This window comes from Tenacibaculum litopenaei (assembly GCF_964514025.1).
GTDB lineage: Bacteria > Bacteroidota > Bacteroidia > Flavobacteriales > Flavobacteriaceae > Polaribacter > Polaribacter litopenaei.
On sequence record NZ_CAZEQT010000006.1, the window covers coordinates 995,981 to 1,021,973 of the forward strand.

At 39.1% G+C, this 25,993-nt stretch carries 27 protein-coding genes; 16 read left to right on the forward strand and 11 right to left on the reverse strand.

What is annotated here, in order from left to right; genetic code table 11:
• Window positions 1-2: 2 nt before the first annotated feature.
• The gene (locus tag ACKTS5_RS13165) at window positions 3-1,232 is read left to right on the forward strand and encodes a M24 family metallopeptidase (protein ID WP_408044343.1); all 1,230 of its coding nucleotides are present in this window, start codon (window positions 3-5) and stop codon (window positions 1,230-1,232) included.
• An 18-nt stretch (window positions 1,233-1,250) separates the two neighbouring features.
• Here the strand turns inward: ACKTS5_RS13165 and ACKTS5_RS13170 are convergent, their stop codons facing one another.
• From ACKTS5_RS13170 to ACKTS5_RS13190, 5 genes are all read right to left on the reverse strand, one after another.
• On the reverse strand, window positions 1,251-2,204 hold the full coding sequence (locus ACKTS5_RS13170) for an AAA family ATPase (RefSeq protein ID WP_408044344.1): 954 nt from the start codon (window positions 2,202-2,204) through the stop codon (window positions 1,251-1,253).
• A gap of 81 nt (window positions 2,205-2,285) precedes the next feature.
• Window positions 2,286-3,608 carry a peptidylprolyl isomerase gene (locus tag ACKTS5_RS13175; RefSeq protein ID WP_408044345.1) on the reverse strand — a complete coding sequence of 441 codons (1,323 nt, stop codon included), beginning with the start codon at window positions 3,606-3,608 and terminating at the stop codon, window positions 2,286-2,288.
• Between the two features lie 16 nt (window positions 3,609-3,624).
• Entirely contained in the window at window positions 3,625-4,491 is an 867-nt protein-coding gene (locus tag ACKTS5_RS13180) for a peptidylprolyl isomerase (protein ID WP_408044346.1), read from the reverse strand.
• A 21-nt stretch (window positions 4,492-4,512) separates the two neighbouring features.
• A complete protein-coding gene (locus ACKTS5_RS13185) occupies window positions 4,513-6,111 on the reverse strand; it encodes a peptidylprolyl isomerase (RefSeq protein ID WP_408044347.1) in 1,599 nt (532 codons plus the stop codon).
• Between the two features lie 11 nt (window positions 6,112-6,122).
• The gene (locus ACKTS5_RS13190; protein WP_408044348.1) at window positions 6,123-6,404 is read right to left on the reverse strand and encodes a DUF493 domain-containing protein; all 282 of its coding nucleotides are present in this window, start codon (window positions 6,402-6,404) and stop codon (window positions 6,123-6,125) included.
• Window positions 6,405-6,505: 101 nt separating this feature from the next.
• Between ACKTS5_RS13190 and ACKTS5_RS13195 the strand changes: the two genes are divergently transcribed.
• The 6 genes from ACKTS5_RS13195 to ACKTS5_RS13220 all read left to right on the forward strand — a co-directional run bounded on the left by ACKTS5_RS13195 (window position 6,506) and on the right by ACKTS5_RS13220 (window position 12,330).
• On the forward strand, window positions 6,506-7,048 hold the full coding sequence (locus ACKTS5_RS13195) for an AAA family ATPase (protein WP_408044349.1): 543 nt from the start codon (window positions 6,506-6,508) through the stop codon (window positions 7,046-7,048).
• Window positions 7,041-8,927 carry a RecQ family ATP-dependent DNA helicase gene (locus tag ACKTS5_RS13200; RefSeq protein ID WP_408044350.1) on the forward strand — a complete coding sequence of 629 codons (1,887 nt, stop codon included), beginning with the start codon at window positions 7,041-7,043 and terminating at the stop codon, window positions 8,925-8,927. Before ACKTS5_RS13195 ends, ACKTS5_RS13200 begins: the two co-directional genes overlap by 8 nt.
• Window positions 8,927-9,871, forward strand: coding sequence for a methionyl-tRNA formyltransferase (gene fmt / locus ACKTS5_RS13205; protein WP_408044639.1), 945 nt, complete (start codon window positions 8,927-8,929; stop codon window positions 9,869-9,871). The genes ACKTS5_RS13200 and fmt overlap by 1 nt, the downstream gene beginning before the upstream one ends.
• Window positions 9,872-10,056: 185 nt before the next feature.
• Complete coding sequence (locus ACKTS5_RS13210; protein WP_408044351.1) at window positions 10,057-10,329, forward strand: HU family DNA-binding protein; 273 nt, start codon at window positions 10,057-10,059, stop codon at window positions 10,327-10,329.
• A 117-nt stretch (window positions 10,330-10,446) separates the two neighbouring features.
• Entirely contained in the window at window positions 10,447-11,220 is a 774-nt protein-coding gene (locus tag ACKTS5_RS13215) for a pentapeptide repeat-containing protein (RefSeq protein ID WP_408044352.1), read from the forward strand.
• A 12-nt stretch (window positions 11,221-11,232) separates the two neighbouring features.
• The gene (locus tag ACKTS5_RS13220) at window positions 11,233-12,330 is read left to right on the forward strand and encodes a serine hydrolase domain-containing protein (protein ID WP_408044353.1); all 1,098 of its coding nucleotides are present in this window, start codon (window positions 11,233-11,235) and stop codon (window positions 12,328-12,330) included.
• A gap of 34 nt (window positions 12,331-12,364) precedes the next feature.
• On the opposite strand, the gene ACKTS5_RS13225 is transcribed toward ACKTS5_RS13220, so the two are convergent.
• Window positions 12,365-13,534: a THUMP domain-containing class I SAM-dependent RNA methyltransferase gene (locus tag ACKTS5_RS13225; RefSeq protein WP_408044354.1), complete on the reverse strand. Its 1,170-nt coding sequence runs from the start codon at window positions 13,532-13,534 to the stop codon at window positions 12,365-12,367.
• A 107-nt stretch (window positions 13,535-13,641) separates the two neighbouring features.
• Between ACKTS5_RS13225 and ACKTS5_RS13230 the strand changes: the two genes are divergently transcribed.
• Both ACKTS5_RS13230 and ACKTS5_RS13235 read left to right on the forward strand, forming a co-directional pair.
• Window positions 13,642-14,370, forward strand: coding sequence for a class I SAM-dependent methyltransferase (locus ACKTS5_RS13230; RefSeq protein WP_408044355.1), 729 nt, complete (start codon window positions 13,642-13,644; stop codon window positions 14,368-14,370).
• Window positions 14,367-15,053 carry a ZIP family metal transporter gene (locus ACKTS5_RS13235; RefSeq protein WP_408044356.1) on the forward strand — a complete coding sequence of 229 codons (687 nt, stop codon included), beginning with the start codon at window positions 14,367-14,369 and terminating at the stop codon, window positions 15,051-15,053. The genes ACKTS5_RS13230 and ACKTS5_RS13235 overlap by 4 nt, the downstream gene beginning before the upstream one ends.
• A gap of 137 nt (window positions 15,054-15,190) precedes the next feature.
• Here the strand turns inward: ACKTS5_RS13235 and ACKTS5_RS13240 are convergent, their stop codons facing one another.
• The 3 genes from ACKTS5_RS13240 to ACKTS5_RS13250 form a co-directional block, all read right to left on the reverse strand.
• Window positions 15,191-15,565, reverse strand: coding sequence for a cupin domain-containing protein (locus ACKTS5_RS13240; RefSeq protein ID WP_408044357.1), 375 nt, complete (start codon window positions 15,563-15,565; stop codon window positions 15,191-15,193).
• Window positions 15,566-15,652: 87 nt separating this feature from the next.
• Complete coding sequence (locus ACKTS5_RS13245) at window positions 15,653-16,213, reverse strand: hypothetical protein (RefSeq protein ID WP_408044358.1); 561 nt, start codon at window positions 16,211-16,213, stop codon at window positions 15,653-15,655.
• 47 nt (window positions 16,214-16,260) lie between these two features.
• Window positions 16,261-17,781: a helicase HerA-like domain-containing protein gene (locus tag ACKTS5_RS13250; protein ID WP_408044359.1), complete on the reverse strand. Its 1,521-nt coding sequence runs from the start codon at window positions 17,779-17,781 to the stop codon at window positions 16,261-16,263.
• A gap of 85 nt (window positions 17,782-17,866) precedes the next feature.
• Between ACKTS5_RS13250 and ACKTS5_RS13255 the strand changes: the two genes are divergently transcribed.
• From ACKTS5_RS13255 to ACKTS5_RS13275, 5 genes are all read left to right on the forward strand, one after another.
• Window positions 17,867-18,499 carry a 7-carboxy-7-deazaguanine synthase QueE gene (locus ACKTS5_RS13255; RefSeq protein WP_408044360.1) on the forward strand — a complete coding sequence of 211 codons (633 nt, stop codon included), beginning with the start codon at window positions 17,867-17,869 and terminating at the stop codon, window positions 18,497-18,499.
• Window positions 18,500-18,628: 129 nt separating this feature from the next.
• Window positions 18,629-19,285 carry a carboxypeptidase-like regulatory domain-containing protein gene (locus ACKTS5_RS13260; RefSeq protein ID WP_408044361.1) on the forward strand — a complete coding sequence of 219 codons (657 nt, stop codon included), beginning with the start codon at window positions 18,629-18,631 and terminating at the stop codon, window positions 19,283-19,285.
• A gap of 3 nt (window positions 19,286-19,288) precedes the next feature.
• The gene (locus ACKTS5_RS13265; protein ID WP_408044362.1) at window positions 19,289-20,296 is read left to right on the forward strand and encodes a transglutaminase domain-containing protein; all 1,008 of its coding nucleotides are present in this window, start codon (window positions 19,289-19,291) and stop codon (window positions 20,294-20,296) included.
• A gap of 44 nt (window positions 20,297-20,340) precedes the next feature.
• On the forward strand, window positions 20,341-22,152 hold the full coding sequence (locus ACKTS5_RS13270) for a DUF885 domain-containing protein (RefSeq protein ID WP_408044363.1): 1,812 nt from the start codon (window positions 20,341-20,343) through the stop codon (window positions 22,150-22,152).
• 76 nt (window positions 22,153-22,228) lie between these two features.
• The gene (locus tag ACKTS5_RS13275) at window positions 22,229-23,086 is read left to right on the forward strand and encodes a TolB-like translocation protein (RefSeq protein WP_408044364.1); all 858 of its coding nucleotides are present in this window, start codon (window positions 22,229-22,231) and stop codon (window positions 23,084-23,086) included.
• Between the two features lie 18 nt (window positions 23,087-23,104).
• On the opposite strand, the gene ACKTS5_RS13280 is transcribed toward ACKTS5_RS13275, so the two are convergent.
• Window positions 23,105-23,515: a hypothetical protein gene (locus tag ACKTS5_RS13280; RefSeq protein WP_408044365.1), complete on the reverse strand. Its 411-nt coding sequence runs from the start codon at window positions 23,513-23,515 to the stop codon at window positions 23,105-23,107.
• Complete coding sequence (locus ACKTS5_RS13285; protein WP_408044366.1) at window positions 23,493-24,086, reverse strand: RNA polymerase sigma factor; 594 nt, start codon at window positions 24,084-24,086, stop codon at window positions 23,493-23,495. The genes ACKTS5_RS13280 and ACKTS5_RS13285 overlap by 23 nt, the downstream gene beginning before the upstream one ends.
• A 141-nt stretch (window positions 24,087-24,227) precedes the next feature.
• Here ACKTS5_RS13285 and ACKTS5_RS13290 point away from each other — a divergent pair, with 141 nt between their 5' ends.
• Together ACKTS5_RS13290 and ACKTS5_RS13295 are read left to right on the forward strand one after the other, a co-directional pair.
• Complete coding sequence (locus ACKTS5_RS13290) at window positions 24,228-24,575, forward strand: DUF6249 domain-containing protein (RefSeq protein ID WP_408044367.1); 348 nt, start codon at window positions 24,228-24,230, stop codon at window positions 24,573-24,575.
• Window positions 24,576-24,667: 92 nt separating this feature from the next.
• On the forward strand, window positions 24,668-25,993 hold the full coding sequence (locus tag ACKTS5_RS13295) for a hypothetical protein (protein ID WP_408044368.1): 1,326 nt from the start codon (window positions 24,668-24,670) through the stop codon (window positions 25,991-25,993).

Here is a 25,993-nt window from a genome sequence, read left to right on the forward strand (position 1 = left end):
AAATGATAGGAATTGGCGGATCAACGGCAGCGGAAGAGCTTGCCAAAATTAGTCCATGGACAACGGGTATTACCCCGATTCAAAAAGAGGAATTTGCGGAACGACTCAAGAAGGCGACGGCCTTACTAAAACAATCAGGAGCAGCGGCCATGTACTTGCATGCTGGTACCAACTTATACTACTTTACAGGTATGCATTGGCATCCCAGCGAGCGGATGGTAGGTGCCCTATTATTCGCAGATGGCCAACTGGAATACATTGCTCCATCCTTCGAAAAAGGAACCTTACTCGACTTTATGGTACTCGAAGGTACGGTTCACTGTTGGGAAGAACACGAAAGTCCATACCAGCTATTTATTCAACTATTAGGTCAACACAACTCCGTTTCTGGTACTGTGTTGCTCGACGAGACAACTCCTTTTTTTGTCAGTAATGGATTGCAACTCGAAGGAGCGGCATACACCTTTAAGGATGCCAAACCAGTGACCGCAGGCTGTCGTATGTACAAATCAGACAATGAACTGGCTATCATACAGCGCGCCATGGATATTACCTTGGCAGTCCAACAAGCGGCGGCTCGAATCTTAAGAATCGGTATCAGTACCGCTGAGGTCGTTGCATTTATCGATGCTGCTCACAAAAAATACGGCATTCCAAGCGGTTCGTATTTTTGCATAGTATTGTTCGGAAAAGACAGTTCTTTTCCACACGGAGTAAAATCTCCAAAAACCCTAGAAGAAAATGAAGTCGTACTTATCGACACCGGCTGTCAACTCCATGACTACATTTCTGACATTACACGAACCTACGTATTTGGGACTCCCAATGAAGCACAAAGGCGCATTTGGCAAATAGAAAAGCAAACACAACAAGCTGCTTTTGATGCCGCTCAGCTCGGGGCTCCCTGTTCGAATATTGACAAAGCTGCCAGAAGCGTCTTGGAGGCACACCAATTGGGACCAGAATACCAGCTCCCAGGACTCCCCCATCGAACAGGACACGGAATAGGCCTCGACATTCACGAATGGCCTTATATCGTTAGAAACGACCAAACCCCTCTCGCGGCAGGCATGTGTTTTAGCAATGAGCCTATGATATGCGTCCCGAATGAATTTGGTATACGACACGAAGATCACATATACATGACGGAAACAGGACCGAAATGGTTTACAGAACCGATGTACAGTATTGAAAATCCGTTTGGGATTTTAGAAAATGAAAAAGCTCAGTAAAACTGAGCTTTTTTTATATTAAAATAAAGATTTGATTATTTTTTCTAAGCTAATACCTTCGGCTTCTGCTTTGTAATTTTTTACAATTCTATGCGATAAAATCGGGATGGCCACTGCTTGTACGTCTTCCATATCTGGAGAGTACTTCCCGTTCACCGCTGCATGTGCTTTTGCGGCCAAAATTAGATTTTGAGAGGCTCTAGGCCCAGCTCCCCAATCTAAGTATTTCGTAACCATTTCAGTAGCTCGTTCCGAGTTTGGACGCGTTTTACCAACAAGTCCCACGGCGTATTCTACCACGTTATCGGCCACGGGTATTTTACGAATTAGCTGCTGAATAGCCATGATTTCTTTTGCTGAAAATATAGAGTTAACCTCTTGCTTAGCTATGGAAGTCGTGTTTTTCACCACGGCTACTTCCTCTTCAAAACTAGGATAGCCAAGGTTAATAGAAAACATAAATCGGTCTAACTGTGCTTCCGGAAGCGGATACGTTCCTTCTTGCTCAATAGGATTTTGCGTTGCCAAAACATAAAAAGGCAGTGCCAACGGATAATGTGTTCCAGCCACTGTTACCGAGCGTTCTTGCATTGCTTCGAGCAAGGCTGCTTGCGTTTTTGGCGGTGTTCTATTAATCTCATCAGCCAGAATTATGTTTGAAAAAATAGGTCCTTTTATAAACTTAAACTGACGCTTTTCGTCTAGTATTTCACTTCCTAAAATATCAGAAGGCATCAAGTCAGGTGTAAACTGTATGCGTTTAAAATCTAACCCCAATGCTTTTGAAATGGTATTTACCAATAAGGTTTTCGCCAATCCAGGAACTCCGATAAGCAAGGAATGCCCACCACAAAATACAGATAACAACGTAAAATTAACGGCTTCTTGCTGACCGATAATCACCTTACCTATTTCTTTTTGTAATTGCGCGTATTTCGTAACCAGTCCATCGACTGCTGCAACATCTGACATATACTAATGTATTAAAATAAAAAATCCGTTTTTTTGCAGTCTAAAACTACAATAAAAACGGATTTATTTAGCAATAAATAATTATTTATTTTCTTTCTTCCAGTTCTTTTTAAACGTACAGCTCTTATAAGCATTAGCCATCTTTATGTACGTTTCACCAATTTTGTCTTTGGTCCATTTTTCCAACTCTTCCTCTTTCTTTTTTTCCAAAGCGAACTTTTGCATACGTACATAATCATCGATGATATCTGCCTTATGTGTATCGGTACGCTTCTTCATAAAGATCACTTTGTACATTTTTTCTCCTCCTCGAGTTTCGTCATAAAATACGTCAGATAGCTGTCCTTCTTTCAATTCACTGATACGACCAAATAAATCTGGCGGCATACGAGTTAATTCAAAGGTAGGTTCTCCGGTATATGGGTTCATTAACAATCCTCCATTCAAACGGGTATCTTTGTCTTCTGAGTATTTTTTAGCAGCCTCTTCGAAGGTTATTTTACCTTCTTTCACTTCCGCTACTATTTTTTCAATTTCTTCTTTGGTTTTCTTTAATTTTTCATCAGAAATTTCAGGTTGCATTAAAATGTGCGACACTTCACGTCCTTTACCTCTAATCTTGTGCAATTTAATAAGGTGGTATCCAAAAATAGTTTTGATAGGTTCAGACATCTGTCCTTCCTCTAAATTAAAAACGGCTTCCTTAAACTCTTTGATAAAAGGTGTTTCTTTAGTGATTATTCCTAAATTTCCTTTGTTCTGAGCAGAAGATGGATCTTCCGAGTGGATAATTGCCTTTAAATCAAAACTCGCTCCATTTAAAATTTGCTGTTTGATATCGTTTAGCTTATTTACAACGCGGTCATTTTCTTCTTTCGTTGCTTCAGCATACAATACTATCTGAGCCAATTCCACTTCTGCAGGAATTTCTGGTAACTCGTCTTTATCTCGCAACCCGTTAAAATACACACGTACTTCTTCAGGAGTCACGTCTAATTTCTCTGTTACTTTTTGCTGTTCTTTTTCGATCAGTACATTTTCTTTCTGTACGCGCTCCAATTCTCGTCTCAATTCTTGAGTATTCGCAAACCCGTATGCCGCTGCGGCCTTTTCAGGAGATCCGTATTCATTTTCGAAAAAAGACAGACTTCGATTCACACGTCCATCAATTTCACCTTGGCTTACGGTAATACTATCGACAACAGCGTGATGCGCTAATAATTTTTGTTGCATTAACTCTTCCAACATCTCGCAGTCCGAAATAGTAACCTTACCTTCCGAACGCAATTCCAACTCTTGTTTAAACTTTGCAATGTCAGAATCTAATACTATGTTTTTCCCTACTACCACAGCAACTCCATCGACTTTCGTCGCCTGTGCATGCCCTGTTAATGTAGCCCCCATCAAGGTTAAAATAAGACTAGTATTCCTTAAAGTTTTTGTTTTGAATAGCATCATTTATCAGCGTTTTTTCAATCTCTCTTATTAATTCTAATTTCCTCTTGTGTAAAATAATCTGTCGAATCTGACCTTCCACCTCACTCAGCGGTGCCACTTGATTCTTCTGTAAAATATTATTTACAGCGACCAAATATACTCCTAAACTATCTTCTTTCTGTATGAATTTTGATATTTTTAACAGATTTTCTTTGGATTCGTTAGCAAAAGGTAAAATTTTGCTTTTTAAACTGCGAACCGACACCCAAGTACTGTCGTGCAAACGATATGACTTTAGGCTCAACAAAAATTTTTCCAAGCTCTCTCGGTCTTCAACGTCGTCTGATTTAAACAACTTTACAATCTCTTCACGTTCTAAGTGATCCTTATCAAAATACAGATAATCGTATTGCAACAGGCCTTCACTTAACTTAAAATTGTCTTTGTGTGATAGGTAGTAAGTTTGTAATTCCGATTCGCTAACTACCGTATCTAATTTTTGCTTGATCAGCTTTTCTTTGTATCCGTTGATGTATAAACTGGCCTTGTAGTCATTGACCAATTTCTCGATTTCCAAACTATTGACCTCTGTAATATTTTCCTCAGCCTTGATTAAAAACAATTGTTTTTTTGCCCAATTGTTAATGAGTCCTTTGACAAAGACTAGACTGTCTTGCTTGGATATATTTTTAGGTACTAAATTAGCGATATCCCTTTTGTACAAATGTTTATTGTATACAGAAGCGATCGGTTTTTCTTCTTGTGTTCGTTGTTTCTTTAATGTAATTAAATCACATGCCCCTAGCACAGTTAGTAGCAGCAGTGATATTGTCCAAATACTTCGTTTCACTTTCCCCCTTGTTTATGTCCCTTATTGATTGTATATTTTTTTAAGTTTCTTTAATTCTCTTCCTTTTATTTTGATACTGTTGCTCGCTCGCAAGTCTTTGATCCAATCTTCCTCTAGCTGCTTTTGATAATCACTGATTACCGTTCCCTTCACCTCGTCCAACTTCTTCTGAGCATACTTCTCTTTGTTGGCCGTGAAATACTTTTGAAGTCCGAGTGTGTCGTTTGACGATTTCTTCCAAATTTTCTGTTGCATTAATTCAAAAAGCAACAATCCTTCTTTGTATTCGGTTAAAGTATTTCGAAAATCAGGTTCTTTATTAATGAGATCATCCTTAAAATAACGAACGAGTTCACTATTTTTAAATTGTTCAAATGCCTCTTTCACATCAACACCTTTGCGATACTTTATTTGATCAAAGAATTTCGCTTGTCCTATTTTTTTTCCTTCAATTGCGATGATCCAATCGTTTAATGGTGCTTGTGACAATTCTCCTATAGACTTGGTTAAAAAAGGTTTGAGTCCGGCTTTATGCACCTTAAGCTTGTAATCTTTTTTCAAACGGTCCACCACGGCCGTATAGGATACGTTTAGGCGATCAGAGCGTTTTACCTTTTTCTCCAAAGCGCGCTTTTCTTCTTGAAAACTCGCTACGGGGTGTTCCTTGATCAGTTGCACAATATGCCAACCGTATTTAGTTTTAAAGGGTTTACTTATCGGATTCGAAGGGCTTAAACCTAACACAGCCTGTTCAAAAGGCTCCACCATACTTCCCGTTCCGAACTTAGGCAACTTCCCTCCTTGCCCAGCAGTTCCAGTATCTTCTGAATACTTCAAGGCTACAGCAGCGAAATCAGCACCTGCAGCCAATTCCTTTGCTGCTTTATCAATCTTGGCTTTACCAGCAGCTTCTAGGTCTCGAACCAAAATATGAGCTGCTTCGAATTGTCCTTTTGACTTTCTCTTGCCCGTTACTTTTACTATGTGATATCCAAAACGAGTTTTAAAAGGTTGTGATAAGGCTCCAAGCTTCGTTTTGTAGGCATTGTCTTCAAAAGCATATACCATTTTAAAGGCGGAAAAGTATCCCAAATCTCCTCCGTTGAATTTTACCGATGGGTCTTGTGACACTTCTTTTGCCACCTTTACAAAATCTTCACCTGCTTCAATTCTTTTGCGTGCCTCCATAATTTTCGCGTAGGCTGCAAGGGTATCCCCTTTTTTCATACGCACTAAAATATGACTGGCTCTAATTTCGTTAATCGTGCGCTCATACGCCTCTTTAATGAGTGCATCAACCGTAGCTTGATCTTGTAAATACGGCGTCATTAACTGCTGCTTATACCCTTCCAATTCCCGTTTGTACGAGGGTAAAGTATCCAATTGCAACGCATAGGCCTGATTGACCTTGAGCTTATAATTGATATACAAGTCCAGATACTTATCGATATTCTTTGCATCTTCATCAACTACCAGGTCTAAATTTTTTTCATACACCCGCTTAAACTCTTCGACACTTACGGGCTTATCATTAATTTTAAATAACTCCTTGTTACTTTGAGCAACACCTGATACTATTGAACTGAGCGCAATAGCGATAAATACAACTTGTTTTTTCATTTATAAATTTTTTACAACGATATAATGCCTTCGATAGCCTCTGCCTTTTGGTAATAAGCAATCACTTCATCGGCACTCGCAACGGTTATATGTATAGAGACACTGATATACTTACCAGTTCTCGATTTTTTTGTTTCAATTACAGGACCTCCTTGATCAAACAAAGCTTTTACTTCTGATTCTTGGTCTCCATTAGTTGGAACTATAAATTTATACAAATATTTTGTAGGAAATGTAGAGGTATCTTCTAATTGTGCTTTTAACTTCGTATAAAATGCTTTTCTATCTGACATAATTAATTCTTAAACTTCAATTTATAAATTCTCGCGAATGTTAAGAGCACAAAATTACACTATTTATTAAATTTATAAATTGAATCTGTTATTTTTGCACGATGCAACAGAAAATAGTTCTTATAGGAGGCCCTGGAACGGGAAAATCTTCGATTTTGAATGAATTTATTCGAAGAGGTTATGAGTGTATGCCGGAAATTTCGAGAGAAGTTACCCTAAAAGCACAAGAAGAAGGTATCGATCAACTATTCTTAGAGAAACCCTTATTGTTTAGTCAATTACTACTGGAAGGAAGAGAGTTACAGTATCAAAACTCGCTCAAATCTGACAATAAATACATCTTTTTTGACCGTGGTGTCCCAGATGTGCACGCGTACATGAACTACTTGGGAACCGACTACCCAGAAGATTTTTTACAGAAGAGTAAAGCTTGTAAATACGATAAAGTATTTATGCTCGCTCCTTGGGAAGAGATTTACCAATCGGATAACGAACGTTATGAAACTTTCGAACAAGCCGTTAAAATTTCGTCATTTTTACACGAAGCCTACAGCGAAATAGGCTATGATATTATCGATGTTCCTTTCGGGACTGTTGACGAGCGTTGCGATTTTATTTTAGCATCGTTAGCTCAAAATGTCTAATGAAAGTTTACATATATTAAAACACTATTGGGGGTACCCCTCTTTTCGTACCCCCCAACAAGCTATCATTGATAGTGTGCTGGCTAGGAAAGACACCTTAGCTTTGCTTCCTACGGGTGGAGGTAAATCGCTTTGTTTTCAAGTTCCAGCTCTGCAGTTACCCGGAGTTTGCTTAGTCATTTCTCCATTGATTGCCCTGATGCAAGATCAGGTTCAAAACCTGACAAATCGCGGAATCAAAGCTGCCACTATTGAAGCAGGGAGCACTCAAGATGAGCTCATCCGATTTTTTGACAATATCCGCTTTGGAAATTACAAATTTCTCTACATGGCACCAGAGCGCCTACAATCGCGTTTTATCCAGGAAAAAATTAAACAACTTCCTGTAAATCTCATTGCCATTGACGAAGCCCATTGTATTTCGGAATGGGGACATGATTTTAGACCGTCCTATTTACAAACAGCCATCCTGAGAGAACTGCTTCCGAAAACTCCCGTCATTGCCTTAACGGCCACAGCAACGCCACTAGTACTCAAAGATATTGAGCACTATTTGCAGTTAGAAGAACCCGCTGTATTTAAAAAGTCTTTTCGCAGAGAAAATCTCGCCTACCAACTGTTTCCTACCGAAGACAAACTGGACAAACTCGTACAGATTTTCAAAAAAATTAAGGAACCGTGTATCGTGTACGTGAGTTCGCGTCAAAGAACTAAAGAAATCTCTAGTTTTTTAAACGCGCAAGGCTTTGCGAGTACGTATTATCACGGTGGAATGCGCAGCGAAGAAAAAAATACTGCCTTTACTGCCTGGATGGAAGAAACGCATCCGATTATGGTTGCGACCAATGCTTTTGGCATGGGAATCGACAAACCCAATGTTCGGGTGGTTGTACATTTAAACCTCCCCTCTTCCCTTGAAAATTACATTCAAGAGGCTGGACGTGCTGGTAGAGATGGTCATAAAGCCTTTGCGGTATTGCTCAGCAATGAAAAAGACTTGCAGCAATTACGAGATTTTCACGAACACCAAACGCCAAACATCGACGAAATTAAACTGGTACACCAAAAATTGTATCAACACTTTCGCATTGCGAAGGGAGAACTCTTAGAAACTCCCGTTGAATTTGATTTTGCCGGTTTTTGTAGCAAATACAAATTTCCAAAGGCCAAAGCCTACAGCGCTATTCTTTTATTGGCCTCTAACGGTTTGATAGAACTTGGCAATTACTTTGCCAGGAAATCAACACTTCAATTCTCAGTATCCAGCAAACGCATCGTTGCCTATTCAAGAAACCACCCTAACGACCAGGCTTTTATTCAAACAGTATTGAGAATTTACGGCGGTGTATTTGAGCAAGAAACGACGATTGATGAGTTTTTTATTGCCAAGAAAAGCGGACTGACCTCCACACAAGTAAAGCAGGGACTTACCCGTTTAGCCAGCCATGAGCTCATACAGTACCAACCGAGTTCACAGCATGCCCGACTTCATTTTTTAGTTCCTCGAGAGGACGATTTAAGCATTAATAGAATTTCGAAGCACATTAAGAGCTTTCTCAAACAAAAGAAAAAGAAATTACAAGAAGTACTGCGCTATGCACAAAACAAAGAGCGCTGCCGAGCTCAATTACTTTTGGAATACTTCGATGAATCGCCAGAAACGGCATGTGGCATCTGTGATATTTGCTTACAACGAAAGAAAAATACTCCAGCACTCGGACCGCAAATTTTACATATTATCAAGCAGCACAACGGAATCAGTGCACGTGAAATCTGTCAGCTAATATCAGCAGAAGAAGCGGACATTTTAATACATTTGCGAAAATTATTGGCTAGTGAACAAATTAGCCTAATCGACACTAAATTTTACAGTATATGATGAGAGATTTGCGTATCGTTTTTATGGGTACTCCAGACTTTGCAGTTTGCATTTTAGAACACTTAGTAGAAAACAACTATAATGTAGTGGGGGTGATCACGGCACCTGACCGACCAGCTGGACGCGGAAGAAAGCTGAATCAGTCGGCAGTAAAAAAGTACGCAGTAAGCAAAAACCTACCTTTATTACAACCTACGAATCTCAAAAATGAGGAATTCCAAAACGAGCTCAAGGCTTGGAATGGGAACCTACAAATAGTCGTTGCCTTCCGTATGTTGCCAGCAAGTGTTTGGCAATTGCCTGAATACGGTACCTTTAACCTACACGCTTCATTACTTCCGGAGTATCGCGGTGCAGCGCCTATTAACTGGGCTATTATGAATGGAGAAACTCGAACGGGAGTTACCACCTTCTTTATTGATGAAAAAATTGATACGGGTGAAATTATATTACAAAAAGAAACTGAAATCCACCCAGATGAGACGGTAGGTGCACTGCACGATCGACTCATGCACCTAGGAGCAGGACTGGTAAAAGAAACGGTTGATTTAATTGCTCAAGGTCCAGTAACTACACAAAAACAACCCGAACGCGAAGAAAAATCGGCTTACAAACTATATCCGCACAACTGTAAAATTGATTGGTCAAAATCATTAGACGCCATTTACAATCACATTCGCGGGCTCAATCCCTACCCGGCTGCCTGGACAACTATAAAGAACGGAGAAGAAGAAATTAGTGCTAAACTGTATAAGGTGGCCAAGGAATACCAAGAGCACTCGCTGGAGGTAGGTACGCTTGTCACCGATAAATCGTCAATCAAAATCGCTGTTAATCAAGGATTTTTAGTTATTCACGAACTCAAACTTTCTGGAAAAAAATTAATGGATGCCAAAAGTTTACTCAATGGATTTCAATTTTCAGCCGATGCAATGGCCTTCTAGCCCTTTGTTTATAAGGAATTAGGGTTTTTAACAAATAAACAAGCTAGGTTATTAACAATTGATAGTATTTTATTAACAAAAATTCATTTTTTTTGGCTCAAATGTTGCACAATCCCGCATTCCGTCTATATTTGTTGAGCTATTTAGCAATAAATATTAATTAATTTTTAAAATCCATTAAAATTATGAACAAATCAGATTTAATCGATGCTATGGCTGCTGACGCAGGAATTTCAAAAGCTTCTGCAAAAGCTGCATTAGAATCATTCACTAACAACGTTACTAATACATTAAAAGATGGTGGTAAAGTTGCTTTAGTTGGATGGGGAACTTGGTCTGTATCAGAAAGAGCTGCTAGAACTGGAAGAAATCCACAAACTGGAAAAGAAATTCAAATCGCTGCTAAAAAAGTTGTAAAGTTTAAAGCTGGAGCTGGATTAAGCGATACTGTAAACTAAGAATATACACAATTCATATAAAAACAGCACTCAGAATTCTGAGTGCTGTTTTTCTTTTATAGAAAGTGTCACAGATAATAACTTCCAGGGTCTTTAGTATAAATAACCATAACACTCATGAATATGAAATCACTTTTTAGCTTAGTTTTAGTTGCATTTTGCAGCATTACTGTACTCTCACAAAATACGGTAACTGCCGATGAAATACTTCAAAAAGTAAAAGATGGATCGAGCGTTACCTATCAAAATGTTACCATTGAGGGCGTGCTTGATTTTACATTTATGGAAGAAGCACTTAAAAAACTTCCAAGCGGGAAATCTTGGTGGAAGAAAAACAAGACCAATACTGTAGAAAAACAAATTTCTAGCACCATCCGCTTTAAGAATTGTATTTTCCAAGACGATGTGCTCGCTTATATTCCACATGAACCTAGCTCTTATACTTTTGTGGCAAATTTTAGAAATCCAGTAGAATTCAGTAATTGTTCTTTTAAAGGAAAGGCTATGTTTAAGTATTCAGACTTCGATTCGGAGGCCAACTTTAGCAATTCTCAGTTTCTCTCTGACACGACCTTTAAATACAGCGATTTCGAGTCAGATGTAAACTTCAACAATACTATTTTCGAGGAGTCATCTACTTTTAAATACAGTAATTTCCAGGAGTTTGCTAATTTTAAAGGCGCAATTTTTAAAGAAACAGCCACCTTTAAGTACGCCGAGTTCCACAATGGTGTATCGTTTAACAGTACAGACTTCAAAGAAGACCTCAATTTCAAGTACACCAAAATATCAGGAGATTTTGACGATGCTAATATGAAAGTAGGTTTTGGTATGAATACCAAATACGCACGTATCAATGGAGATAAATTCAACCAATCAAAAGACTATTAACCCACAAACAATATGCATCGAATCACAGTACTAATCATGGTCCTTATGACCATGATTTTTTGTTCATCTACGGCACAAAACTCCTTGGTACAAGCATTTAAACTAAGCGACCAAACACTGGAGTCTGCCATCGAGAAAAACGGCATCATTGGCGTCAATTACGCAATTTTGATCAACGGAAAAACTGTACATCAAAAAAGCTACGGTCTCGCTCAAATTCCGTTGGCTGTCCCCTTGAAAATCACGCATAGGTTTCCAGTAGCTTCCATTTCCAAACTCTTTAGCAGCATTGCGCTCATCCATTTACTCGATACCCATAAAATATCAATTCAAACCCCTATCGGTAACGTTTTACAAGGCAATCAAATACTTCCAGAGAAATGGAAATCAATCCGTATCGCCTCGTTACTTTCACATACCTCTGGAATTCCTGACCAAATAGATTACCAGATCTACTTGGCTCCACCCTCTGACGAGTACGTACTCCAGGCGTTAAAAGAAAAAGCCTTTGACAATCCTCCAAGAACAAAATCTAAGTACAATGCCACTGGTTTTTTACTCGTTCGGTTACTTATTGAGCGCTTATCCGGACAATCGTTCGAAAATTTTATGAACTCGCAATACTTAAAGCCCTCAGGCCTGTCATCAGCGGTCTACGGAGGATTTAAAAAAGTCTTGCCTGACCGAGTTACTTGCTACCAAACGGTAGCGGATCATTTAGAAATGTTTCCATTAAACTACTCTCCCGTAATGTACGCAGGTGCTGGGCTCAATATCAACCTTCCTGACTTGTGTTCTTGGTTTGAACAACTACTCGCAGAAAAATACGTCGCCAGGTCAACATTAAACAACCTTTGGAATCCCGTACTGCTCAACGACGGGAATGCCGGTAACTTTGGACTGGGATGGGAAGCGAAGATCATTGATGAGTCCATACGTATCAACGGACATGGCGGCGCTGGTATCGCTTCGATTAAACACTATTGGGGAAAGGGGCTAAAGCAAGAAATCACCGTAATAATTTTGACGAATGGTGCTAAAAATTGGCAGCTACGTCCTCATCAAATCAATGCGCAAATAGCGCAAGTGCTCCTAGAAAATTTACCCTAAAAAAAAAGTCCGATGTGTTATCGGACTTTTTATTTTATACATCAAATTCATTCTTCGTTTTCTTTTTACTTCCCTCGTACAACTCGTACTTCACAAATCGACAATCGAGGTCTCCATTTTTCAGAGGGATACGTTTGGACGTTCTCAATCCTACGTGTTTTAGCGCCTGCATATCCGAGGTGATTAACCAGGCCGTAGAATTGGAATAATTGTGTTTTAATGTAGTTCCAATTTTTTCGTAAAACTCGTTCACATCAATATTCAAACGCTCTCCATACGGTGGATTAAATAGAATGGTAGTTTTACCGAAAACCTCTTTTTTAGAATTAAAGAAATTTACGTGGTGTACCCCAATAAATTCCTCCAAATTGGCATTGATAATATTTTGTTGCGCCTTACGTACTGCCGAAGGTGCTTTGTCAAATCCCATGATTTTAAAATGAGAACTGCGAATTTTCTTTAACAGTGAATCTTGAATAACAAAATACAAGTCCTCATCATAATCGTTCCAATTTTCAAAACCGAAGTGTTTTCTGTTAATATTCGCTGGGATTTGATTGGCAATCATGGCCGCCTCGATCAATATCGTCCCTGAACCACACATCGGATCAATAAAGTTCTCCTCTCCCTTATAGCCGGACAACATCAACAATCCCGCAGCTAACACCTCGTTAATAGGTGCGATATTTGTCGCGCTACGATATCCTCGTTTATGCAGAGAATCACCAGACGAATCTAAGGATATCGTCAACCACTCTTTGTGGATATGAATGTGAATTTTCACATCGGGATATTTTAAATCGACGTTAGGACGTTTTTTAAATTTATGTACAAAATAATCAGCAATGGCATCTTTAGATTTCAAACTGATATAATGAGAGTTTGATGTAAAATTCTTAGAATTTACTACCGATCCGATTGCAAAAGTTCCATCCACATCTAAAAAACGCTCCCATTTTACGCGTTGAATGGCTTCGTAGAGATCTTCCTCATCAAAAACTTTACTCCTTTTAATTGGTTTCAATATTCTAATTGCGGTGCGCAAGGCGATATTTGCCTTGTACATAAATCCTTTATCTCCACGGAAACCGACACTGCGAACTCCTTCTTTCACCTCTTTCGCTCCTAGGTTTCTGAGTTCATCGGCCAATACTCCTTCTAATCCAGCCATCGTAATGGCGGTCATTTTAAAATCTTTCTCCATATCTGAAAATTACGCTACAAAAATACTGTTAATTTATGGAGTAAGGAATTTTTATTCTTTATCTAATTTTACCGTAAGATTTACGTATTTTTGCAGACTCTATACTTATGGAAACAACAGAAAATTGGTTTACCTCTTGGTTTAACACACCGTATTATCACATACTTTACAAACATCGCAATGATGAAGATGCGCAGTTTTTTATGCGTAATATTACCTCGTACCTAGCATTAGCGCCAACGAGTCATATCGCAGACGTACCTTGTGGAAAAGGGCGTCATTCGGTATATTTAAACTCACTGGGCTATACGGTAAGTGGAGGTGATTTGAGTCCTAACAGCATTGCACATGCCAAGCAATTTGAAAATGACCATTTGCATTTTGAAGTTTGGGATATGCGAAAAACCATAGAACACCGCTATGATGCCATTTTTAACCTCTTTACCAGTTTTGGCTATTTCGAAGATGATACCGACGACATTCGCGTACTTGAAAACTTTAAAAATGGGCTCAAAAGCAACGGAGTTCTCGTCGTTGATTTTCTCAATGTTGTCAAGGTAAAAAATGAATTGGTTAGTTCAGAAGTCAAAGAAATCGACGGAATTCAATTTCGTATTACACGTAGTATAAAAGAAGGGTTTATCGTCAAAACAATTGCTTTTGAAGCCGAGGGAAAACAGCATGCCTACGAAGAGCGCGTCAAATTTTTAGATCTCGAAAAAATGAAGTTTTACTTTGAGCAAGCCGGTTTAACCATCACCAAAATATTTGGAAATTACGCCTTAGACAGCTTTGACCCAACTACCTCCGATCGTTTAATTATCGTAGCCGAATGAGTTCATTTATCTTAATCATATCCGTTTTATTAGGAGCCCTAATCGTCGTGTTTGGCAAACCCAATAATCACATCGTTCGATTATTGCTTGCCTTTAGTGGTGCTTATTTACTGTCGGTAACAGTATTGCATTTGCTACCTGAAGTTTATACCGAAAGTAGCAACCCGAATACCATAGGAACCCTCATTTTAATCGGAATACTAATACAGTCTGTGCTAGAATCTTTTTCTAAAGGGGCAGAACACGGTCATGTACACCTCGATTCTGACAAGCATAAGTTTCCGTGGTTACTATTTGTTAGTCTGTGTTTACACGCCTTTACAGAAGGATTACCAATACACGAACACAGTGATCATCAGCACAACTTACTTTGGGCCATTTTTATCCATAAAATTCCAATTACCATAGTATTGACCTCATTTTTACTGAAGGCAGATTACCCTAAAAAAATGATTATTTTATTTTTGGGCCTCTTTTCTTTAATGAGTCCATTGGGAATTTACCTCTCTGAACGCATTGAGCTTTTACATGAAATTCACGAAGAAGTTAGTGCGCTTACCATCGGAATCTTCTTACACATTTCAACCATTATTTTGTTTGAAAGTACCGAAAACCACAAGTTTAATATTAAAAAATTTGCCGCTATTTTATTGGGAATTATTTTAACCATTTTCACTATGTAAACTGGCTGCAACAAGTTCATTAGTTTGTACTTGTTTTGTCATTTACAGCAGGAAAGCTAAGTTTTAGAGCATATAGCGTCCAAAAACACCAAAAAAAAGCGAGGAAGTACTTCCTCGCTTTTTTTTGGTCTTATTCTTTACTCAGTTTCTTCCTCTCGATGTACTAAATCCATCGAAAAGGCCGGCAAACAAATCGCGAGGTACTCACAGGGCTCCTCAAAAGGGTTTGCGTATTGCACACGGGTATCTTTTTCAATCTTTATCGATTGCCCCGCTTCTAACACTACGACATCACCAGCAATCGTAAATTGCTTTTTCCCTTTAATGATATAGGTATATTCGTCAAACTCTGGCGTCTGAAAAGGCTCGCTCCACCCTGCTGGCGCTATCATATGAGCAATGCTCAAAGCACCTGCGTGGGATGCGTTTCCGAAATGTTCTTCTATGAGTTTCCCGTCCGTAGTTGGCACTACAAAAGGAGTTTTTTGAATGGTATATTTTTTAGAATCCATAGTTAAAATAAAAGTCGAAACTGAGTTTCGACTTTTTGTTTTTATAATTTTGTTACGCAAAGCACGCTCAGGGCTTATGCTAGTTTATTAGTTAAACCACACAGTTAATGACTTTATTTTTGCCAAATCAGGAATTTGATCGATGGTCACTTTTTGTGTGCTAAAATCCTTCAATCCTAATTCTTCGTTATCAATCGTAATCGTAGCATTTAGATCGTCAATAAACAACGTAGCTGATGAAAAGGTCGACTCTACCTTGCTTATTTTATTATTGATATTGATATCTTGAAAATTTGATTTAATAGTCAGTCCTGACTTTGTATTGTAGCGGTTGTCAAAAACCTCAATACTCTTAATAGTAGAGGTAGAATCAAGTTGTTCTTTAGGCGTAATCGTCAATAAATGATTTCCTCCTTTTTCGTAGATCAAATATTGATCATCATCCTGAAAAAGATTGTCCCCTTTAGCTCCCTCGCTCAATACTTTTACTATAGAATCATTCGAGAAAATTTTCTCCAATTCCTGAATTTGAGTTTTTACGGTTAACGGCCCTACTTTTCCTTTCGCGATGGAGAATTTATTATCACTACATTGGATAAAAGCCAAAGAAATCAATACTACTGCTAAAGGTTTGTATAGTTTTATCATGTATGCTGTTTTGATTAAAACGGTTGTTAGTTTATAAAAATTATATATTAAATTACTTTTTTCAAAATTCCAAAAACGCTGCGTATAAAGGTCGCACTTGTCAATACCTTAACAATCGGGTTCATGCGCGTACTCGTCGTTCTTCGCGTTGTTGAACGTCGTTTTGTTTTTGCTCTTTCTCTTTCAGCTTCTTCTGCTGTTTTTTCTTTTTCGATACGCGCAATTTTCTCATTGAGCAATTCGTAAGCGCTCTCTCGATCAACTACTTCGTTATATTTTTTTGCTAAAGTAGAATTCTCAATTAAAGTAGCAAGTTCATTTTTTGTTAAAATATCCATCCTACTCATCGGAGCGCGTAACAGTGTTCTTACCAACGGGGTTGGGATACCTTTTTCATTTAAAATAGACACGACGGCTTCTCCAATACCTAGGGAGGTTAATACCTTTTCCGTATCGTAATAAACAGAATCAGGATAATTTTGAGCTGCCAATTTCAATGCCTTACGATCCTTCGCCGTAAAAGCGCGGAGTGCGTGCTGTATTTTCATTCCCAGTTGAGCTAGTACGTCTTCTGGAATGTCTTTCGGGTTTTGAGTTACAAAATACAATCCCACTCCCTTAGAACGAATTAACTTCACTATACTTTCTATTTGGCTCAACAATGCTTTCGACGCTTCGTCAAATACCAAGTGGGCTTCGTCTATAAAAATGACGAGTTCAGGTCGTCCTGAATCTCCTTGTTCCGGAAATGTATCGTAGACCTCAGCCAGTAATTGCAGCATAAAAGTCGAAAACAATTTAGGTTTGTCTTGAATATCGGTTAAACGCAATACCGAAATCACACCGCGTCCCTGCTCGTCAATACGAGTTAAGTCGTCTACTTCAAAAGACTTCTCTCCAAAAAATACGCCTCCACCTTGCTGTTCTATTTGTATAATTTTACGAAGAATGGCTCCAGTACTTGCCGTTGAAATGCGTCCGTACTCAGCGGTAATTTCTTCTTTCCCTTCATTGGTGATGAACTGAAGCATCTTTTTAAAGTCTTTCAGATCCAATAAAGGCATTTGATGGTCATCACAGTACTTAAAAATAATAGCCACAATTCCCGACTGCGTTTCAGAGAGTTCCAAAATTCTAGATAGCAATACCGGACCGAACTCTGTTACCGTTGCTCTCAAACGAACACCGTCTTGTTCGGACAAGGTCAATACCTCCACAGGAAATTTCTTCGCAGCAAAGGGAATTCCTATTTTTTCGTGACGTTCATCAATTTTTGGATGCCCCGGACTCGGCTGAGCCAAGCCACTTAAATCTCCTTTAACATCCATGAGCAGCACGGGAATTCCTTTTTCCGACATATTTTCTGCCAGTACCTGCAGGGTTTTGGTCTTACCGGTTCCGGTAGCCCCTGCAATTAACCCGTGACGATTCATCGTTTTTAACGGAATATTTACCAGTGCGTCGGTAATGGTTTCCTCACCGAGCATCCCTGCTCCGAGCGTTATATATTCTCCCTTACACGCATATCCTTCCGTAATGTGGTTAAAAAAAGCCGCTGTCTTACTCATAAATTAGAAGATTCAATAATAAAAAACACGTAAAAATAGCAAAAATGATTAATTAATTTTGAATGTTACCTATCTTTGCAGCCTTATGTTGAAAAAAGAGATACAAGAGTTGATTGATAAAGGTGAAATGCTTCCGCTTATGGAGGAGTTTTATACCATACAAGGAGAAGGAGCCCATACCGGTACAGCGGCCTATTTTATTAGAATAGGCGGTTGCGATGTGGGGTGTCACTGGTGCGATGTCAAAGAGAGTTGGGATGCCAATTTGCACCCACCCACGGCCACCGATTTAATTGTTGCCAATGCTGAAAAATACGGAAAAACCGTAGTGATCACAGGAGGAGAGCCTTTAATGTGGAGTTTAGATTACATTACGACTTCCTTAAATGACAAAGGGATAAAAACTCATATTGAAACTTCTGGAGCGTATGAATTATCAGGTTCATGGGATTGGTTTTGCCTGTCTCCGAAAAAGACCAAGCTCCCTACCCCCTCTTCGTACCGAGCAGCAGATGAACTCAAAATGATCATTCACAATAAAAACGATTTTAAGTTCGCTGAAGAACAAGCTGCCCAAGTTGGAGATAACTGTCAGCTATTTTTGCAACCCGAGTGGAGTAAAAAAGAAAAAATGACTCCCTTGATCATTGATTATGTCATGGAACATCCTAAATGGCGCATCTCATTACAAACACACAAATACTTAAACATACCATAAAAACACCTCTGGGTGTTTTTTTTTGCCTCATGCTAGCGCTGCGTTGCCTTGATCAAACCTACCGTTTACTCAAGAGAACTTTTTTGCTGAAAAGAAACTGGATAGTTTTACCATCAAAACACCAATAGTATGATGAAAAAACACCTAGAGATTAGCAACCCTTGCCGAGAAGATTTCGACTCATTTACCCCCACGAAACAAGGAGGCTACTGTACCTCCTGCTCACAAGAAGTTATTGACTTTAGCGCCTTTACAAACGAAGAACTCGACAGCTACTTTGAACGGAACAATACGGATCAACTCTGTGGGCGATTTAAACAAACGCAATTACAGAGATTTCAAACAGATACCCCAAGGTCATACCAAAGTCTCATCGCTGGTGTTGGGTTGGTATTAGGAGCTACTTTACTTCCGCTAAAAGGAACTGCACAAGAGTCAAAAACACTCCCTAATAACACTATCAATGAACTTGAACAACAATCAGAACTTCAGGTAAACGGTACTGTTGTACTCGACAATGACCCAATGCCCGGAGTAACCGTACTTTTAAAGGGCAGTACACTGGGTACTGAAACGGATTTTGATGGAAACTTTACATTTCCAAAGGCCCTTCATGAAGGTGACATCCTAGAGTTTAGCCTTATCGGGCTTAAAACCAAACAAGTGGTTATCAAGAAAGGAAAAACCTCAACGCTATTTTTGAAAGTTACACTCAAAAACGATGAAGTTATGCTACTAGGGAAAGTAGCAGTCAAGCAAAAATTCTCACCGCTAAAAAACAGGTAATTCATGCATCGAATTTCTTTGATATTCATCTTATTTTATTCGGTTTGCTACGGTCAGATCACCGACTTTGATACCGTAAACTTTGATGCATCCAATCGGAATGCTGATCGCGCTCATGGGGCAAAACTCAACAACCTTCCGCATTTGGTGCATCAACTCACCCATGGACTTCCTTCAGAAGTCACAAAATTTAACGCTATCTACCGTTGGATTTGTCATAATATCGCGAGTGATTTAACGCTTCACTCAACGATCCAAAGCTATCGTCAGAAATACCAACGGACCCCAGTGCTCCTCCAACAAAAAAACAGGGAATTCAATAAGATTGTCTTCAAAAAGTTAGTTAGCGAAAAAAAGACCATCTGCACAGGCTATGCCTATCTTTTAAAAAAAATGGCGAATAGTATCGGTATCCCTTGTGTTATTGTTCACGGTTATGCACGCAGTGTCGATGCAAACAGTACACAGCTCAACCGACCAAACCACAGTTGGAACGCTGTAAAACTCGCAGGAAAATGGTACTTGTGCGACCCTACCTGGTCAAGCGGATATTTTGTAGGTAATGACCAATTCATAGCGGATTACAATCCGGGCTACTTTTTAACGGACCCCAAAAAATTTGCACAAAATCACGATCCTATCCATAAAAAATGGCTTCTTTTAGCTGAGCCACTCTCTCGCGATTTTACTGCATTACCCTTTGTTTACGACCCTGCCTTTAAACTAGGCATCCACCCTATCACTCCAAACAAACTCTACAATCGCTATCGTCCCGGTAAACGAATTTTATTTAAAATCAGCGCTACAAATCATCTAAACACAGCTGACCTTAAAATAACCATAGACAGCCAAGGAGTTTCAAAAACCCTGAATCCCGAACGCATTAGCAAGCGTAAAAACATCCTTAGTTTCGAAGTAACTCCTCCTGTAAATACTTCTTTTGAACTGCACATTAGCTACCAAAATGAACTCTTAACAACCTATGCCTTTAGTCCCAGCGCCGTGGAGTAAAACTGAGCATTTTTGATATATTTGAGCTATCAAATAATAACATCATGAAAAAAACGCTACTGAGTATCGTTTCGGCAGCTCTATTGTTTTCTGCTTTTAAAAACAGTACATCAAAGGAAACAACTACTGAAGTTACTCCTCCTAAATTTTCTCAACTCTTAAAAGACTACAGTGAGGGAAAACGTCAATTAAAACCGTTGGATGCGACAGCGGCGGGAGACCATCGCTACGATGACCAATTTCCAAACACCTTGACGGATGCATATCAAAAAAAGTTCCGTGATTTTTATACGAGCTTTAAAAATCAGGTTCATAAAATTGCTGATAGCACCCTGACAGAAAGTGAAAAAATGAGCAAGGAGGTATTGCTATGGGACTGTGATATGCAGCTTGCGCAAGCGAGTTTCAAAAATGACCTCTACCTCCCTATTAATCAGATGTGGACGATTAATTTAAACATGGGGCAGCTCGCCAGTGGTAGTGCCTCACAACCATTTACCACCGTCAAAGAATACCAAAACTGGTTGAGGCGTTTAGAACAATACAACGATTGGTTACGCACTGCCAAGGAGCGTATGAAACAGGGAATAAAAGAAGGGTACGTATTGCCTACCGCTCTGATAAAAAAGGTGATTCCTCAATTTAAGGTCCTAAGTGCCACAGAAACGACCACTTCAGAAGAGCTGTTAAACACACATTTGTTTTTTAGCCCGATCCGCAATTTCCCTGAGAGCTTTACTCAAGAAGAAAAGGAACAACTAACGAAAGCCTACACCGCTTTCATCGAAGGACAATTGGTGCCTTCTTTTACGGAGCTCTATAACTTTTTCAACACGGAGTACCTAGCTGCTGGGCGAACTAGTAGTGGTATTGATGGCATTCCTAACGGAAAAGCTTATTACCAACACGCAATAAAGAACTACACAACTACGGAAATGACTGCCGAAGAAATTCACGAGTTAGGACTTCGTGAAGTTGCGAGAATTTTGGCAGCAATGGAAAAAATAAAAACAGAGGTAGGCTTTAAAGGCAGTTTAAAGGACTTCTTTAATTTTGTTCGCAGTAATAAAGACTTAATGCCGTATAAGACTCCTGAAGAGATTATTGCTAATTTCAACGCTATCCACCTCAAAATGAAACCGCAGCTAGAAAAGCTTTTTGGAAACAAACCCAAAACTCCTTTTATCGTAAAGCAAACGGAAAAGTTTAGGGAGGCTTCTGCAAGTGCAGAGTACAACCCCGGGGCCTTGGACGGTAGCCGCCCAGGAGTTTTCTACACCCCAATTCCTGACGCTACGAAATACAATGTTTTTTCTGACGAAGCCCTGTTTTTACACGAAGCTATTCCCGGTCACCATTACCAAATATCACTCACCCAAGAAAACCAAGACCTCCCTGACTTCAGAAAGACGCTTTGGTATAGCGCCTATGGTGAAGGATGGGCTTTGTATACCGAGAATTTAGGAACTGAACTCGGTTTGTACACGGACCCTTACCAGTATTTTGGTATGTTAGGTATGGAAATGCACCGCGCTATTCGATTGGTAGTTGATACGGGGATGCACGCCAAAGGATGGTCACGTGAAAAAGCGATTCAATACTCTTTGGACAATGAAGCAGAATCAGAAGCGAGTATCATTTCTGAAATTGAACGCTATATGGCAAATCCAGGGCAAGCCTTATCCTACAAAATTGGTCAATTAAAAATTCGTGAACTGCGCAAAAAAGCGACCGCTGCTTTAGGAGAACAATTTGATATTCGAGAATTCCACGATCAGATACTGGAAACTGGGTGTATTCCACTCGCCTTACTCGAAGCTAAGATCAACCGTTGGATCGCTTCAAAAAAAGCCTAAATCCAAGAAACTCATAAAACCGTTAAGCCTCGCGTTTAGCGGTTTTTTTTATCTTAGAGCAACCAAACAAAAAAGTATGCGCTATTTATTTACTTATATAGTATGCGTTTTAAGTCTGATTGCTTCAGCACAAAACGATACCGAAATCTACGTTTTTTCCTGTGATCTTCTCTCAGCAACTCCCTTGAGTGAAGCAAATAATATCAGTCGCAACAAAGGCTATGATAATCAGCCTTATTTTTGCAGCGATAGCCTTATAGTTTATGCGGGCACACTAAAAAATCAGACAGAAATTTATAGCTACCAACTGAACACTGAGCAAAAGAAACGACTCAGCTATACAGTTTCAGGAAGTGAATACTCTCCTCAAAACATTCCTAATTCGGCTATGTTATCCGCAGTTCGATTGGACACCGATGGCAAACAAGGCCTGTATGCCTACAACCCTAAAAACGGCGATTCAAAAGCAATACTTCCAGGTGAAGTAATTGCCTATCCCTATTGGATAGGTCCTACCATGCTCATGGCTTCCGTTATTGAAAATGACCAACTCCACTTATACTTGTTTGATCTTGTAAAAAAAACCAAACGGCTAATCGCGGAACAAAGTGGTCGTTTTATTCAGCGAATCCCAAACAGTGATCGCATTAGCTACACCAAACAAGCTGGGACTAATTGGGAATTATGGGCTTGGGACCCGAGTAATGCTCAGTCAAAAAAACTCTTTGATTTAGGCACGAGCCAAGACGGATGTTGGCTTCCCAATGGGCTTTTCCTTTGCAGTCAGAATAACAACATCATTCAAATCGATCCTAAAAGTCATCAAGCTCGAAATTTTTATACGTTTACAAATCCGAATACCCGGGTGTCAAGACTCGCTTGCAGCCCTTCAGGAAAGAAAATTGCAGTGGTCACCTCACTAATTGAGGAATAATTGATACAGAGACATGTATTACTCTCGGTTTAAACGATCGGTAAAAAAGTGTTTCAAATAATAAAACTGAACCCAAATAAGTAGGGCTGTAAAAAAGGCAATATATACGGTTTTGTGAGATAGTCTCGGTATTTGCCAAGAAACATTGAGGTACTTTCCGACATAGGCTCCGAATACTTCTGAAATTTCTGGACTTGAGTACATGATCAATGTCAAAACCATAGCAGCAGCAAAGCCCGACAAGGCGAACCATCCTTTAGTACTAATTAGAGGTTCTGAAATACTCAGCGGTTGCACAGGTGCTACCGTTTCTTCAATTTCTCTCATGACATTAGCCGTAAAATCAACAGAAGGCTCAGACTGTTCAATTTCACGAATATAGTTCGCTATAAAAGCGTCGATTTCCCTATCGTTTTCTTTTCTGTCCATAATGATTAATTACTTCTGGTTCAACTTGCGATTGCACGATTGCCAATAAGCGTTTTCTGGCACGGTGCAATTTAACTTTCACATTTGCTTCGGAGAGTTCCGTTGTGGCAACTATCTCCTTCAAACTTAATTCTTCGTAATAGAACATCCAAATTACAGCGCGTTCCTCTTCAGGCAAAGATAGCAAACAACGATTTAACAAGGCCGCGCGTTCTTTTCTTTCAATGGTTGTCAATATCTGTTCGGTACCCTGTAAAGAATGCGCTCCAGACTCTTCTATCGGTTCTGATCGATAGCGCTCTTTCGAAGCACTTAACACATCCAAACAACAGCGATAGGTTATTTTATACAACCATGTCGAAAACTTCGCATCTCCTTTGTACGACTTTAAATTCTTAAACGCCTTAATAAATGCATCTTGGGCAACTTCCTCTGCACGTTCTTGCTGTTTTACCATCTTTAAAGCCAAACTAAACACTAAATTCTTATGCCTATCAACGAGTACCGAAAAGGCATTCCTGTCTCCGCGTAAGGTTTGTTCTATGTAGTATTGGTCGTTAATAATAGTCATTGTGTTGCTTAGACTTCCCCGTATGATAAAAGGTTACAGCTATTCCAAAAAAAAATTATTTTTGTTCTGTTGTAACCTTTTTTTATTCCGACAGGTCATACCATCGAAACAGGTTAAAATTAATCAATTAAAATAAATTTTATGGAAGTAGCATTAGTATTCATGTTTTTGTTCTCAGTAATCTTCGGAATTTTCTATTTATTCTATTCAACCAGAAATAAAGAGCGATTGGCACTCATTGAAAAAGGTGTTGACGCTAAAATCTTTATGCAAGGCGAGAAAAAACGCTCCACGTTGACAGGTAGAGTCATCGTACTGAATTTATCACTCTTACTCATGGGAATTGGATTGGGAATCTTTTTTGCGTTGCTCTTAAATAATTATACGAGTTTACAAGAAGAAGCACTGTATCCGGCAATGATTTTTGCCATGGGAGGTTTGGGACTCTTTTTAGGTTCCCACCTAACCAAGAACCTAGACACGAAATAAACCGCATTAGTCCTCAGGGTCCAACCTCCTCTTGTAGGAGGTTTTTTCATTGTATAAATCTGTGTATCTTTAAAGCACCAAACTACTACTAGATGAGTTCAAATCACGATAGCAAACACTTTAAAGCATTACTCAACAAATTACAACAAGAAAGCTGGCAATTAGAACTCATTATTTCTGGTTTTGCCATTTTCGGGCTCTTCTCAGCCTATCCGGAAATCAACGTAGCCCGAATTATAGCTAGCGAAGAAAACCAAATTTATCGCTATGTACTGCTCTCCCTAGCCAAAATAGCCTGTTCTATTTTACTATTCAACCTAATCATTCACGTTGTTTTACGGGGTTTGTGGATTGGTGCCTTAGGCCTCCGCTACGTATCTGGTGACATTGATTTCGACACGCTCAACTACCACGAACGCTTTGACAAACACCTGCGAAAGCGCATCGTTTCGTTTGACAAATACGTCGCCAACTTGGAAAACTACTGTAGCATTATGTTTGCTTCATCATTCTTGCTCATCTTTTACGTGCTCTCTCTGGTATTAGTAGGATTGAGTTTTGTGGGAATTGCTTTTTTCTTGATGAGCAACGAACAACTTCCCGAAGTACCGAGAATCACGATCGGAGTCCTCCTCTTTATTTTTTTAAGCATTGGGTCAATCCTAGTCTTTATCGATTTTATTACCCAAGGATATTTAAAAAAGAAACGCGTGTTAAGTAAAATTTACTTTCCTTTCTACTCAGTATTTAAATACTTAACGCTTTCTTTTCTGTACCGACCGTTAGTGTATAACTTTTTAGATAACAAGTTCACCAAACGTCTGAGTTTTCTGCTAGTTCCAATGTACTTGGTCATTTTGATTATCAATACTGCAAAATATCAAAACTCTAACTATCTGGACAAGGTTGAAAAGCACTCTTCTTTGTATTTGGACTACAAGAAATACGAAGATCAGCTTCTCAAGAGAACTGATTTTGTTCAAAAAGCGAGTATTCAGTCCAAGGTGATCAGTAGTCCATACCTCAAATTATTCAAGCCCTACAACAAAAATTTCGAGGAACGCATATACAAATACGCGCCTCATTTGAAACCCAAAGAAGATGCTCGGGGGTTAAAAACCAAGTTCCAGATGAACAACCGAGTCTTTTTATCTCGAAAAAAGAGAGACAGCATAGTACAAAAATTAATAACTGTAGTCAACGAAATGCATACGGTAAAAATTGATTCTGTAAGCTATCCTGTTGAGTTTTTAATGAGCAGGAACAAACAGCACCAAATGGGAATGGAAAGTATCATCCCAATAAAATCGCTATCAGAAGGAAAACACGTACTCCAATTAATACGAAAACGAAAAAGAAAAAATGATACGATTCACCTAATCGATACCAAAATTCCATTTTGGTATTATCCAAATTAA